Annotated in this window: 7 protein-coding genes and 1 pseudogene; 2 read left to right on the forward strand and 6 right to left on the reverse strand. The window is 42.5% G+C overall.

The annotated features are described in order from the left end of the window. Nucleotides 1-693 precede the first annotated feature (693 nt). A pseudogene (locus tag LKO28_RS00005) lies at nt 694-894 on the forward strand (IS66 family transposase); the annotation flags it as partial. Between the two features lie 255 nt (nt 895-1,149). Here LKO28_RS00005 and LKO28_RS00010 read toward each other — a convergent pair. Beyond that, nucleotides 1,150-1,515 carry a hypothetical protein gene (locus tag LKO28_RS00010; protein ID WP_227692438.1) on the reverse strand — a complete coding sequence of 122 codons (366 nt, stop codon included), beginning with the start codon at nt 1,513-1,515 and terminating at the stop codon, nt 1,150-1,152. A gap of 1,046 nt (nt 1,516-2,561) precedes the next feature. Between LKO28_RS00010 and LKO28_RS00015 the strand changes: the two genes are divergently transcribed. After that, nucleotides 2,562-3,200, forward strand: a complete 639-nt coding sequence (locus tag LKO28_RS00015) for a helix-turn-helix domain-containing protein (protein WP_227692439.1) — start codon at nt 2,562-2,564, stop codon at nt 3,198-3,200. A gap of 297 nt (nt 3,201-3,497) precedes the next feature. On the opposite strand, the gene LKO28_RS00020 is transcribed toward LKO28_RS00015, so the two are convergent. The 5 genes from LKO28_RS00020 to LKO28_RS00040 form a co-directional block, all read right to left on the reverse strand. Next, a complete protein-coding gene (locus LKO28_RS00020) occupies nt 3,498-5,918 on the reverse strand; it encodes a beta-L-arabinofuranosidase domain-containing protein (protein ID WP_227692440.1) in 2,421 nt (806 codons plus the stop codon). A gap of 11 nt (nt 5,919-5,929) precedes the next feature. Continuing rightward, entirely contained in the window at nt 5,930-7,558 is a 1,629-nt protein-coding gene (locus LKO28_RS00025) for a RagB/SusD family nutrient uptake outer membrane protein (protein WP_227692441.1), read from the reverse strand. Nucleotides 7,559-7,584: 26 nt separating this feature from the next. Continuing rightward, a complete protein-coding gene (locus tag LKO28_RS00030; RefSeq protein ID WP_227692442.1) occupies nt 7,585-10,674 on the reverse strand; it encodes a SusC/RagA family TonB-linked outer membrane protein in 3,090 nt (1,029 codons plus the stop codon). A 73-nt stretch (nt 10,675-10,747) separates the two neighbouring features. Beyond that, complete coding sequence (locus tag LKO28_RS00035; RefSeq protein WP_227692443.1) at nt 10,748-12,112, reverse strand: family 43 glycosylhydrolase; 1,365 nt, start codon at nt 12,110-12,112, stop codon at nt 10,748-10,750. A 21-nt stretch (nt 12,113-12,133) separates the two neighbouring features. Further along, nucleotides 12,134-14,572, reverse strand: coding sequence for a glycoside hydrolase family 31 protein (locus LKO28_RS00040; RefSeq protein WP_227692444.1), 2,439 nt, complete (start codon nt 14,570-14,572; stop codon nt 12,134-12,136). Between the last annotated feature and the right edge of the window lie 19 nt (nt 14,573-14,591).

Here is a 14,591-nt window from a genome sequence, read left to right on the forward strand (position 1 = left end):
GAATATGCTGCTCTATCCAATTTTGAAGGCGATAAACAGGCGTGTTAGGGTATTTAGATTTAGGTTAATTTGAAGAGAATTTTGTAAAATTACACAGTCTTAATTTCGGGAAGCCGACAAATATGTTAATAAACAAATAGGTAGCTATAATATAAATGGTTCTAAATATGTTCCATTATATCAAAAACAAAGAACTTACAACATTGAAGATGTTGAATCTTATTATCATAGGGCAAGTGAATACTTGATTAATGAAATCAAAGAAAATTTTCCAAATTATCATATAAATCCCAATCAATTATCATTAAATAACGAGAACTTAAAAGAAAAGTTAGAAAAGATTGAAAACGAATATTATAGAATTGACTTTGGTTACCCTCTTGAGGATTCTGCAAGATGGGTAATAGGTAAATTTACAACGACAAAAATATCTTCACGTCCCTTTTCATTGTCTATAGGTAATGTCTATTTCAACTCTTTCTATACTAAATCAGAAGAACCTTTGAAAATTCAGTTCAAATTAGACCATTATAATAGTGTGTTAAATACACTAAAAGATAAATTTAATTTATTCTTGTATATTTTTGTTAGTGCAAACTTTTTAATATGGATACTAATTTACTTTAGAAGTAAAAAAAACTTTTTATATAATGCAATTTAGCTCCAGTTTTAGAGTTCAATACTATGAAATAATACCTTTTTGCGGGTAGCCATGAGGCAGCACAACGCTCGGCAATGATCTACTCGTTCTTTGCGATCTGCAAAAAGCACGAAGTCAATCCCTTCCAATGGATAAAATATACCTTGGAAAATATCATGTCCATAAACCACAAAAACCTGAAGGATCTCTATCCACACAACTTTAAGAATAATATTCAGAAATCAAACATGTAGTTCGTCGGGCGGATACAAGCGTCGAGCCTATCTTTCGGTTGCTCGCTCCGTCAAGGTGTAATGTAATTATTTGTTTTAAGTCCATCGGATCAAGGATATGGGCCATGTCGCTATATTTTTTTTCAAGCGGCAAGGTAGTTTCTTGATCTCTTATAGTGGCACAAATCGAAACGTAATCATTTACTTAAAACCACTGTTCTGCAAAAGACCTGATTGATATTGGCACCATTCGAACCGTAACGGTAACCATAAATATCAAACTAAAATGGCATCTTTTGAACCGTAACAGCTGGCATCATCTGACCGAAATGACTGGCACAAATCGAACCGTAGTATCCATATACCACCGAGAATGATTTTAACAGTGTCTGATATAAATATTAATCCGCCCAAATTGGATAGAGCAACCAATCCGAAAATTTTCAGTACAGTATTTCCCGATCCTCTCCCTATCAATACTCGGAATGCTAGGGCTATAAGTCCTAAGCCAAGAAAATATTTGACGATGTCAACAACCAAAGGTCCATCAGGTGTATCCGAGGTTGCAGAACCAATAGCTGCAAATGAACCTATCCAACCAAGTGTAAATAAGAATGCAAATATTATCAATCTTTCTAACATGTCTTAAAATATTTTAGTGTATAGATAGTTTATGAAATTGAATTGTTTGTCAAAAAAATGTCGTTGAAGTGGAGCTGAAGAGGCTTGTTTTGTGCCATATATTTTTAAAATAAATTTTCAGTAAAAATACATCAAAGATTAAAAACAGGTAAAACGGTTGTAGATAAAGGCTTTACAGCCGTTTTATGATTTTTTGGTAATGTGGTAAAAAGCAGGAAAAAGCAACGATTGGCAAAAGTAAGGTTACTAAAACGTTACTTTTAAACATCGGAAACAATCGATTCTCTGAATAAAAGAAGACAATTGTATAATCAACAAAAATTAATAAATTTATAACTCGAAAGTCTCCTTAAGGTTTCATCCTAATGTGTCTAATTTAGTTTGAAGACGTACAATTGCGGGGTGGACGGGCGTTGTAGTCTGATGTCCACAAATAAAAATATTGCCGCCGCTTTTGTTGTAGAACGCTGAAACATTTCCCTTATTTACATAATAATTTTTAACCGAATAGAATAATCGGGCTATTGCCTAAACAAAATCTTTTATTCAGCCCGTGTGTAAAATTTCAAGGAGCAAAAGAAAGGATGTTGGTCAGTATACTATATATCATTGCGATTAGTTTAAATGCTTACGGCGTTTATTTAAACACCCGTTATAAGAAAAAACGATTCAGTCGGTATGCACTGCTAATTTTATTTCTCGGACTACTTCATATATTGCTGGGATACATCGTTTCAGTATTCTATCCGTATCAGCTATACCGATCTATTGCTTTTCCCATCAGCATGCTGTACGGCATGGCTGTTTACTTTATTTATAACGTTTCATTAGGGAGGCAAACGTCTCGCATATCTTTACATTTTATTCCCTTCTTTGTTGCATTTTTAGGATATATGGTGATCACGTGCTATCCCGCATGGAGATATTATTACTACCACGAAATTTATACAGGTTTGTATGCCGTATCATGCATTTTATTTGTAACGTATATTTTGACAATAGGGCTGAGGCTCCATTCCAGACCAGATTATTGTCTGCGAACTTTTGTGAAAACGGGTAAGAAATTTCTATTGCCCCTCTCCTTGATGATTCTAAGTATGGGGATGATGATGATTAAGGAGGTAAAGCCGGGGAACATTGAAGCATACACGGCTTTGAATTTATCGTTTTACGTATTAGCATTATTACCGATAGTTAGGCTATCGCTGCCGGAAATGAAAAGGCAGCAACATCAGGATCGTATTTTTTCGGAGGCTGTTCATAGTGATACCGCTAGTGGCTCACATATAGAAGAAGTCTTGACCGAAGTAAAGCCGCCTTTTGTTATACCTAAGGATTTAGCGTTAGGTTATCGATTGGAGGTTGAGAACTTCATCGCATCCAGAGCTTATCTTGATGCTGATTTAAATAAAAATAATTTTTGCGAGCGTATCAATATCCCTCAAGGACACGTTTCACCATTTCTAAAACAAGCGTACGATAAGAGTTTCAACGGTTTTATTAATGAGCTTCGGCTTGCTTACGCAACAAAGGAACTGAATCGAAAAGAATTCGTATATACTATAGACGACCTGAGTTTTATTTGTGGATTTCGTTCGAGAGCCTCTTTCTATCGAAATTTTACAGCAGCATTTGGCTGTTCACCTCACCAATACCGAGTCACGAAATTAGAAACGACACCTTGAATTATGAGATTTCTTTTCATAATTTTTAATCTATGTATAGGATGTTTTTCCTGTATTCTGTGTAAGGGAAAATGCTTTAAAGTCCATCAGGATTATGGTCGTTGTTGATGTGTATATTTTTGCATATCAAATAAATTTGTGTGTGTTTTTTTTGTCTCATTTCATGCATGAAATTTTGTTTTAAAGTATGTGTGCTTTTTCTTTTACGGAAAATAATGTTTTTTTACCGATTGTTTATATTGCGTTTTTTGTTGTTTAATTTCCTGTTTATCATTTTGTTATGTTTTTTTGTACAGACTATATAATGGGATTTTCTGAATCTTGCATGCTCGCTGGAGATGTTACCAAACGAACTTTATACACTCCGCCGGCCACATTTTCGGTGTTACCTCTGAACTCGACAGTAATCGCGTCCTTATTCTTCAACAGCTTTTCAGGAACTTTATACTCGACGTTTACAAATTCTTCTTTCTTCCATCTTTCCGAAATATTCTCTGTAACCAGCAGTTCACCGTCGATCAATATATCGAATGTACGTTTCCCCCCTTCGTTCCCCCAGTACCTTACCAACAGATGGAGATCGGTATTTCCTTTGGTCAGCAGATTATAACTAAAGAAACCGTCTGCGCCGTGCGCTTCGCGGTAACCCTCACCATAGGCGTGCCCTGATCCGGAGTTTTTGCTTTTCATCTGATGATCCACTTCAGGTTGCTGTTCACCTGGAGTAACCACATCAATAGTACGGCGCTCGAGTTCGATATTTTCCCGCTCCCTGCGGGTCAATTCGGCTCGGTATTCTTCATATTCTTCTCCTGTCATGGACAACCAATACATGAGGTAACGGCTATCGTGTATACGATAAAAGGGCTCGAACACCAAGTTTTTGTATTGCTCCTGTTCAAATAATCCAGGCACGGTATACGTCAACGATTTTCCGGGAACAGCTTGCATATGATCTAACTTGGCCTGTATTTCTTCCCTGCTCCCAATACTAAAAGGCGCCTCATCAAGTGGTAGCAACTTGCCTGCTGCAATGTGAGCCCATCGATCGTCGCCTGCCACTAGACCATGCAAATCTTCCGTTCCTGTCTTAGCTGCTAGAAGAATCGGCCCACGAAGTACCGAGATATAAGAAGGAACATTCGGCATCTCAACGATCGTATTCTTCATCGGCGTCTTAATCTCCACGATATCCCCATCATTCCAAACCCGATCCACAACCACATAGGATGACGACGACGAGCCTATAGCATAGTTTTCTCCGTTACAGATTACTTGCATCTCATCGCCGGCTACCCAGCCGGGATGCCGAACCATCAATTTAAACGACGTGGGTTTGTCCACCTGAATAGTCAGCTTACTACCTTCTTCTTCCGGAAATGTGGTCTGTTGGGTGATAACAACATCCTTTTCTTTCCATTCCAGCTCCGATGCTATAAACAGATTAACGTAAAGTGAATCCTGATGATGGCTGTAAATAAATTCGCCATACTTGCCGTGGTTTTCCATACCTGTGCCCACGCAGCACCACATTGCCTCATTAGGCGCAGAATATACCCGATAGTGCCGAGGTCTTGCCGATGTGAAATAGACGTAACCACCATGCTCCGGATGCTGCGAAGAAAGGATATGGTTATATAGGGCTCGCTCGTAAAAGTCCGCATAGCGCGCCTCGGGATTCATACGAAACAGGCCTTCGGTCAGCTTCAGCATATTATTCGTATTGCAGGTCTCGGGGCCTTCCTTCTCTTCGGTGTAGCTGATGGCGTCTGCAACACTCGGAAAATGTTCCCGACGGCTATTGCCTCCTAAAGAAAGTGACCGATGGTTGGCCACCCTATCCCAAAAATATTCGGAAGCCGTGATATATTCAGCATCCCCACTCAATTCGGCTACCCGCTGATATCCTACAGCCTTGGGCACCTGTGTATTGGCGTGCTTGTTATCGAGGTTATCTATTTCCGTTGCCATACTTTCGAAAATCTCCTTGTGTGCGAAACGCTTGGCCGCCACGAGATATTTTTCGTCGCCTGTAATATGATAGGCGTCGGCATAAACTTCGTTCATCCCACCAAATTCATTGGCAAGCATAGCTTCCATCTGTTCGTCGTTCAAGGAGCTGACGAGTGTAATTCCCCAATCGCAGAGGTCCAAAAACATTTGCTTTGCGTCTTCAACCTTACCATACGCCCATGCATCTCGCAAACCGGCATAGGTTTTATGCAGGTTATACCACGGTACCCAATAATTCCATACCACATGGGGATTGCCCTCGCGTAAATCTTTCCATAGCGTCTCTCCTCCCGGAACACCCCCCACATACCCATCGCCGAAAGTTTCCTGACAACGTTTGAGTTCAGACAGAAAATAGTCCATACGTTTTTTGAGCTCGGGATTTCCGGTCGTGGCGTAATGGATAGCGAGTGCAGACAGATAATGTCCACCAACGTGACCATCGAGATCAACCCAATTAGGGAAGCTTTCGGCCTTGGCAGGTAATCCTGCCTGTTTGAGAAATGGAGCCAACAAACGATCCACATCATATTGGAGAAGTATCTCGGTATTCAGATCGGTGGCATGTTTAAAAGGACTGTCCAATAATCGGACGTCATTCAGCTCAAACGCATTACTGTATAGTTTTTCCTGCGCAGAAAGCTGAGTTCCTGCAATCCCTGCCATAAAATATAGGCTCCATATTATTTTCTTTCTTATCATCATTGTTGCTAATATCAACGGTTCATGTCATTTCCCACCAAGTTCCTGTTATTGTCCAGCTCCGCCTGTGGAAACGGATAATACATGGCCCTTTCTGTCCACCCCAGTTCCTGCAAAGGAGCAAGCCAAGTTGGATCTGCCATGCCCCAACGCAACAAATCAAAATACCGGAGGTATTCGCCGCAGAGTTCCACAAACCGTTCGTGTGCAATGATGTTCTTGACGGTATTCAACCTGACACCGTTGATGGTAACATCGGCGGCCAACAAGCCATCGACATCTGGGATCGTACCACGCGAACTCTTGTACCAAAGATGCGATTGTTCTGATGGCACGATATTGTTGGCCCGGTTCCGCACCAAATCTATATATGCTTTTGCACCATCGGTATCTCCATTTTCGTTCAAGCATTCTGCGTACATTAGCAGTACATCGGCATAACGCAACAGACGTTGATTGATTCCATTATCGATATCTGCAACTTGTGTGTCCGGACAGTATTTCCGGGTTCCGTAGAGATCCTTGTCAGTGGCGAGATTAGCCATCCAGTCGTCATAATCGCTTACATTCCCATTTAAGTCGGTGTAATAAGCTCCGTTGTCACACCATAGGGTCATGTACTTCCGTGGATCTCCCGTCTCAAATTCGTCGTAAACTTTCTGAACGGGCGCAAGATTCCACCAGGCACCCCCTGTTCCGTCAAACATGCCTATTTCCTGCCATCTCCAAGAGCTTGCCATATCCTCGCCAAGCCACCCAGGTCCATTATGCAATTGAACTTCGAAAAGGGATTCACGGTTGTTTTCGGTCGATTCTTTGAAATTATCGCTATAGCTAGACATCAGGTCATATTCCTGGCTATCGATTACTTTTTTCAGTTCGGTTTGTGCCGAAGCAAAATCGGCCGGCTGTCCTTTTTCGAGAATAGGTCGATACAAATAAGCCCTTGCCAGATAGCCTTGTGCAGATCCTTTGGTTGCCCTACCGATATGTGCTTCGTTAGCATATAGCGCACTTCTCAAAGGTAATAGTTCAGCGGCCTGTTTAAAATCGTCGATAATCAATCCATAAATCTGCCCCGGTTCTGAATGCCCCGGATAATAATCTTCATCAGAAGACACCGGAAGCGTGATGAATGGTATCGTCTCTCCAAATAACATGCTCAAATGCATGTAATGTAACCCGCGCAGGAAATGTGCTTCGCCCAGCATTCGGTTTCTCCGTTCTTCTTCGATTTCCCCCTCATAATTGCTAATCCGATCAATGGCAATATTTGCAGCAAATACGCCATTCCAAAGATCTCTCCAAGAACTGGCTGCCATACCATCACTTGCTGGTGTATTGTAGGTAGCCTGATACATCGGCTCCCATTTAAACGTATTCGTAAAATCATCGCCTGGTGCCAGCAGCTGGTAGTAAAGATTGCGGGCATAACCTCCCTGCGTCCGACCGATGAGCGCCTGATAGGCAGGAATAATAGCCGCCTCCAATTGTTCCGGGGTCTGATAATACGTATCTACGGATATCTCCTGTGGATTGATCAGATCCAGATCGGGCATACATCCTACAAGTTGAACGAGCAACATCATCCGAAATAACCAACCAGATACCTTTTTCATATACTCTAATAAATTAGTTCTCATAATTATATAATTTATCACATGTTTCGTTAAAATGTCAACATAAACCCTAAGAAAAATTCTCGTGTGTTGGTGAAAGTGGTACCCCAAGGAGAAATCCCGTCTATACCTCTACTCAGATTGTACCGTGTATCACCCGATCCGACCTCTGGGTCATATCCGGTATATTTGGTAAATGTGAGCAAATTCTTCCCTCCCGCATAAATTCGGAGCTTGTCTGTCTTCAACCGTTCTGAAAGTGATTGCGGAAGGGTGTAACCAATGGTCAATGATTTCAGTCTTAAGTATGAGCCATTTTCGATAAATCTATCTGAAGCCCGTAGATTTTGGTTGGGATCGCCCAACACCGCACGGGGAATATCGGTATCCGTATTTTGCGGGTAGACAGTCGTCACGCCCGATACCGGATTGGTGAAAACGAGTTCTTCGGCCCGAAAGCGATCCAGTGTACTGGCAAAATTATTATAATAATGGTACATTCCCTCTCCCCAATAGCGGCTGTTGTTGTATAGGTCATTGCCTTGGCTACCCTGCCAGATCATGGAGAGGTCCATGGTTCCAAAATCAGCGGTATAACTTAGATCGGTCGTAAGTCCGTAACTGAATTTGGGAATTGGGTTGCCGATGAAGTCCTTATCTTGGTCATTAATGACCCCATCATTGTTCAGATCCCGAAAACGGACATCGCCAAGCGCGGCATTCGGTGCAAAGGAACGATCAGCGGCCAGTTGTTCTTCGGTGCGATAAAGTCCGTCGGTGACGAAACCCCAAAATTGTCCAATGGCGTGTCCCACTGCTGTTCTGGTTACGTTCGCATTACCTGGTGCCACGTTGCCCCAAAGCAGCTCATTACCATTCCCCAAACTGACCACCTTATTGCGTACGGTGGAGAGGTTTGCCGATGCGGCATAATTCCATTTCCCACTTGTATTACGATAGGTTGCTATAAATTCAAATCCTTTATTGCTGATACTACCTGCATTCAAGACCGGGAAACTTTCGATGTATCCGGCTGCATAGGAAATGGGAACATTGACTAACATATCCTCTGTTTTTTTATGATAGTAATCTAGGGTGAATGAAAGTTTATTATCGAACAAGCCAATATCCAATCCTAGATCTGTTGAATACTGCGTTTCCCATTTCACATTGGGATTGGCCGGGGTCATCGGAAGCCCTCCGGTGGTTTGGATATCATTCAGGTAATACCACACTTGATTAAAAGCTACCGTACTTTGGTATTGATACTGCGCAATATCGGAATTACCTAACACGCCATAACTTCCCCTGACTTTCAGTTCACTAATGAAGGGAATATCCTGCATAAAGGATTCTTCGCTGATACGCCACCCTGCAGACACTGAAGGAAAATTACCGAAGCGATATCGATTACTGAAGTTGGCCGAACCATCACGTCTGAAGTTTACCGTAAAAAGATATTTGCTATCGTAGCTATAATTGACTCTACCCAATAAAGAGTACATCGCAGACTGTCCTATTCCCGAACCTACTATTCTGGAAGCGGCATCGCGAGACAGGCCTAAGATCAACAGATCAGGGCTTGGCAAATCACGTGCACGGGCATTCAGACCATAATAACGGGAAGTTTCGGCTGTTAAACCAGCCAAGGCACTGATGCTGTGTTTCCCGATATACTTGTCATAAGATAGGGTATTTTCGTAGAGGACACGGTTATTACGTCCATTGGATATATTTAGTTCGTCGGGATCAAAATTCTGATATTGACCGACAGAATAGGCAGACGTATAATTCTGTGTTCTGTTCCTATACAGGTCTATTCCAAGGTTAAACTTATAGGTCAGGCCTTCCATGATATCATAGGTGGCCCATAGATTGCCATTGCTACTGAAACTCTCATCATTGTTCCAATTGAGGTATGCATTTGCCAATGCACTCGCCACATCAGTGCCGTTTCCAGCGCCTGCAAATCCGGTGGAGCTACTAGGATCGTAGATGGGCAGCGTGGAAGACCAACGTTGTGCATCGATAATATTTTTATCGCTCCAGTCTCTTGTGTTATAACTCAGCAGCAATGTTTGTCCGATTTTCAATTTTCCCTTCGTGAAATCGGAGATAAATTGCATACCATAATTTTTTGATCCGTCCTGAATAACAATAGGTTTATCGGATCCATAGGTTCCATTAATCCGATAGCGCGTGTTTTCGGAACCACCGCTAATGGATAACGCATGCTTTTGATACTCGCCTGTTCGCAGTAAAGCATCCACCATATTGTATCCCTCACCGATAGCTGCCGGATCGGACAAAGCCTGTAAATAATCTGTACGCGAAGGGGTTTGATTGTACATGGATTCGTTGATCAATTCCGCCAATTGTTGCCCGTTTAACAGATCAATATTATGTGCTAGGGATTTGAGGCCTCCAAAGCCATTGTAGTCGATCTTAGGCGGCCCTGCGATTCCTCTTTTGGTCGTGACCAAGATCACACCATTTGCGCCACGCGATCCGTATATGGCAGCCGAAGCGGCATCCTTGAGCACCTGTATGCTTTCAATGTTATTCTCATCTGGCATAGCGCCACCAATCATACCGTCAACCACATAGAGTGGATCGGTATTGTTGATAGAGCCTACACCACGTATTCTTATTGTTCCTGCATTAACTTGTACACCGGGTACTCCACTTTGCATCACCGCCTGAAAGCCTCCCGGAACCTTTAACATATCCTCGGTATTTACCGTAGAGATTGCCGAGGTCAAGTCGACTTTTTTCTGTGTACCATAACCGATGACAACCACTTCATCGATCTCGTCTGATGCCGGAGCCAATACCATATCAATCTGCGTCCGCCCCGCAACATTTTCTTCATGTGCCAAAAACCCCACTGACGAAATAACCAGTACTGCATTGCCGGGGGCTGTAATGCGGTATACACCTACTGCATCGGTCGTCGTCGCCCACCTCGTTCCTTTTACCGTAACACTGACTCCCGGCAATGGTTGCCCAACTTCACTTCTGACTGTTCCATTGATGGAAATATCGCTTTCTTGCGCAACCAGCTCCAGCGGTTGCGCGAATGATACCGCCAAAAAAAAGAACAAAAATGGATAGATTATCTTCCTTACTTGTTTTTCCATAATTCTTTCTGTTTAAAATTCAACTTTTTCCCTATCGCTATCCAAGCGCGATGCGCTCACAAGAGCCGGATCATTATTTGAACCGCCAATAATCCAAATTAAATAACTGTTCCGATTCTCCTTTGAAGACCAAAAACAGATCATGGACACCTTTTGTCTTTGTTATCTTGGCAGAGAATGTCTTCCATTTATCCCATCCTCCTGTATCATCGACGGTACATATACCAAGTAGCGGTCCATCTATGCTTCCGGTTCTAATTTCAATGTTTCCACCCTTCTTGGAGGCTGCACTGATGTGAAACGACCGCGCACCTTTTTTAAAATCTACGCCTTGCACTTTTAGATAATCTCCATCCTGTATATCTGTCACATACATTCCGGCATTCCCATCCGTATCTGTCTTAAGTCCCTCGCTCCAAGCTATGGTTTCGGCCTCTATCCTTTTATAGGGATCTATTGTTCCTAACTGCTCAACAGGAGTTCCTTCATACCACCACGGAAGCTCTTGTATCGAACCATCTGTGTTAAACTCCATTTTTGCCACCGCAACAGAACGTCGTTCATGGTGCTTATCGGTTATCATAAAATTCAATTTATAATTGAACCCAAACACATATGTACTCCCTTTATAATCGATAATCCCTGGATGATTTCCAGACGATCTTCCATCGGGCTTCATAATGTACCCTCCAAAATCCCATGGCCCCACGGGGCTATTGCTCGTTGCATAGGCCATACCCTCCGGGCAACAAGTACTGGCATAAGCCATGTAGTAAATATCATTCCGTTTATATAACCATGGTCCTTCCTGAAAATGATACGGGTCTTCTTTTCCTTCCTCCTTGGCAAAAGAAGCGTCTTTTACGATTTCACCGGTATAGGAAATCATATCCTCGTTCAGTTTCACATACCACAGATTTGGATTCCCCCAGTACAAATAGGCTTGTCCGTCGTCATCTATGAATACCGAAGGATCAATTGTATCGTAATCGCCACTGATTAAATGTGTGCCTATAGGATCCGTAAAAGGTCCATATGGACTATCCGCTACCAGGACACCGATACCTCGCCCATGGAGCGTGACATACAGATAAAACTTACCATTGCGCTCAATACATTGATGAGCCCAAGCTCCATTTTCAGAATTACCCCATCCAGCCGAAGCTGGCCAATCAAACGTATCCAGCGAAGCGACGATACCGTGATCCGTCCAGTTAACCATATCCGTGGACGTATATAGTAACCAGTTCCTCATTAGGAAACCAGCCATCCCTTCGGGGGCATTATCATCATCATGCGTTGTATAGAGAAACACGGTATCATTATAAACCATTGGCGCGGGATCGGCCGTAAACTTTGTTTGAATCACAGGATTTTGAGCACGCACGATGCTAAACAATGAACAAACCAACGACGTTAAAAAGATATATTTTTTCATTTTTATAATTAGTTTACAATTTTAGAATTTGACATCTAGTTTCTGCCCGTTATAGCTAACCTTTTTCGCCGTGCCATCTTGTAACACAATAGTAAATGTCCGATTTGACAACATGCCTTCATAATTTCCTTTCCGTTCACCAATGGTCAACTTCCGTGCTCCGTTGTTCCACACGAATGGGATTTCGGTATAGACACCGTTCTCATAGTTGTAGTTATCAAACTCATCTTCGTAAAGTGTGAAAGCACCATCTGCTCCTGCATAAACCTTTATTTCCAAATTATCCCATTTCTTTTCCGTAGCGTATTGTACTTTTGGTCCCAGCGGAATAATACTACCTGCTTTGATGTATAAAGGAATATTGTCGATAGATGTCTCCCGAGTGATTTCCTGTCCGCCATTGTATTTCTGGTTAGTCCAGTAGTCGTACCAGATCGTTCCGGCAGGAAGATAAACCTGTGTAGACTTTGATTCGGTAAAATCTACCGCATGAAACTGTTCGTTTCCGGTATTTTCCTGTTTATTCCAACCGGTAGACTCATCTACCGCAACTACTTTTTCAGTGGTATACTGTGCTTTGACAACCGGTGCTACAAGAATAGATTTACCAAACATGTATTGATCATTGATATTCCATACTTTTTTATCCTGCGCAAAATCCATAACCAATGCCCGCATAAAGCTAGACTGGTTTTTTGTCACATCCCACGATGTGGAATAAATATAAGGCAAGAAGCTATAACGCAAATTGATTGCCTTTTCAATGGCATCGTAGATGGGTTCACCTTTTTCTCCAAAATAATAGATCTCTCTTTTAATATCTGTACCATGCGAACGCATCATCGGGGTGAAAGCTCCCTGTTGTATCCAGCGTACATATAATTCCTGGAAGTGCGGATTTTTCGTAGCCGTACCATCATTCCATGTCTTATTATAGGCTCCGACAAAAAATCCGCCGATATCAGCGTTGAAATTCGGATTTCCGGTAAGGGTAAAGTTCAGTCCCGCTGGAATCTGATTGCGGAACGATTCCCAAGATGAACCGATATCGCCCGACCACACATTGGCGCCATAGCGTTGCTGGCCCGCGAATCCCGAACGCGTCAGGATAAATACACGCTTATCTGAAGATGTCTTTCTTTGGTTATCATAGACACCCCCTACGGTCATTAGCGGATAGGCATTGCGGACTTTACGGAACGACCCCATCGCCGTCCTGGTGTCCATATCTTCCGGTTTGAAATGCAGGTGATCCGGCTCAGTCGAGTCCATCCACCAACCATCGATATTCAAATCATGGAGACGGGTCAGGTTCTTCCAATAAATGTCGCGCCCCTCTGCACTATAAGCATCATATACCCGTACACCGGATGGATATTCTGGATTAGGAGGCCATGTTTCCAACCCCGACTCCGGCCATGTCTGAAAATTAAACAACAGTCCTTTGCTGTCCAATTCCCGATAGGGTTTAGTCTGCGGGCCGAAAGATGACCATATCGAAATGATAAGGTTTGCATTTTTGCTGTGAACTTCATCGACCATCTGCTTTGGATTGGGGAACTCTGGGTTGAGAAATTCCATCGCGTTCCACTGGTAGTTGTTGCCCCAATATTGCCAGTCTTGGATAATTCCATCCAAAGGAACTTCCAATTCGCGATACTTTTCAACGACTTCAAGCAATTCCTTTTGGCTTTTGTAGCGCTCACGGCTTTGCCAGAAGCCATAGGTCCACAATGGAAACATCGGCACCTGTCCGGTCAATTGACGCATCTGGGCTATGACACCATCCGCATGGCCGCCATACATGAAGTAGTAATCGACAAGATCTCCAACTTCAGACTCAAAGGAGGTTTCCGCCGGGCTATCCGCAAAATGGGTAGGTGAATAATTATCCCAAAAGAGACCATATCCTTTTACGGACTGGATAAAGGTCACTACGTCTTCCACATTGCCCTGTACTAGGTTTCGGTTTTCATTTCTTTGGGACATCTTACCGTTTTGCAGGATGCCGAGTCCGTATACAGGTTCATCCTTTTCTAGCAGGAACGCTTGTTTGACCCGATAGGTATCGTCTCCGGCATCATTGAATGGCGTAAACACCGGTGTTCCTTTTTCAGTCAGGAGATTTTTCCCCTTTTTGTCAGCAAACGATACTTGTCCATTATTGAAATCCACATTGACGACAATTTCTTCGGTCTTCAACAGCAAGGTCGAGCCTTTCTTCGTGACCGTAAAATTTACGTTTTGCGGATCTGATACAACGGAAAGACTTTCCTTTTGGTAAGACTGTCCGTGTGGAACTTTAATCACCCGAGCAGTTGCCGGATTGAAAAACTGTATTTCCAGATCGATATCCTTAAGTACAGTCTTGATACCTTGTTCTGTTTTGCGATAATCTTGCGCCTGCAGCTGCAAAATGAGAAACAGGCTGATGATTGTTGTTATAAATAATTTATGCATAATTTTATTTTTATTGCTT

It is taken from the genome of Sphingobacterium sp. FBM7-1, from assembly GCF_020687765.1.
Taxonomy (GTDB): domain Bacteria; phylum Bacteroidota; class Bacteroidia; order Sphingobacteriales; family Sphingobacteriaceae; genus Sphingobacterium.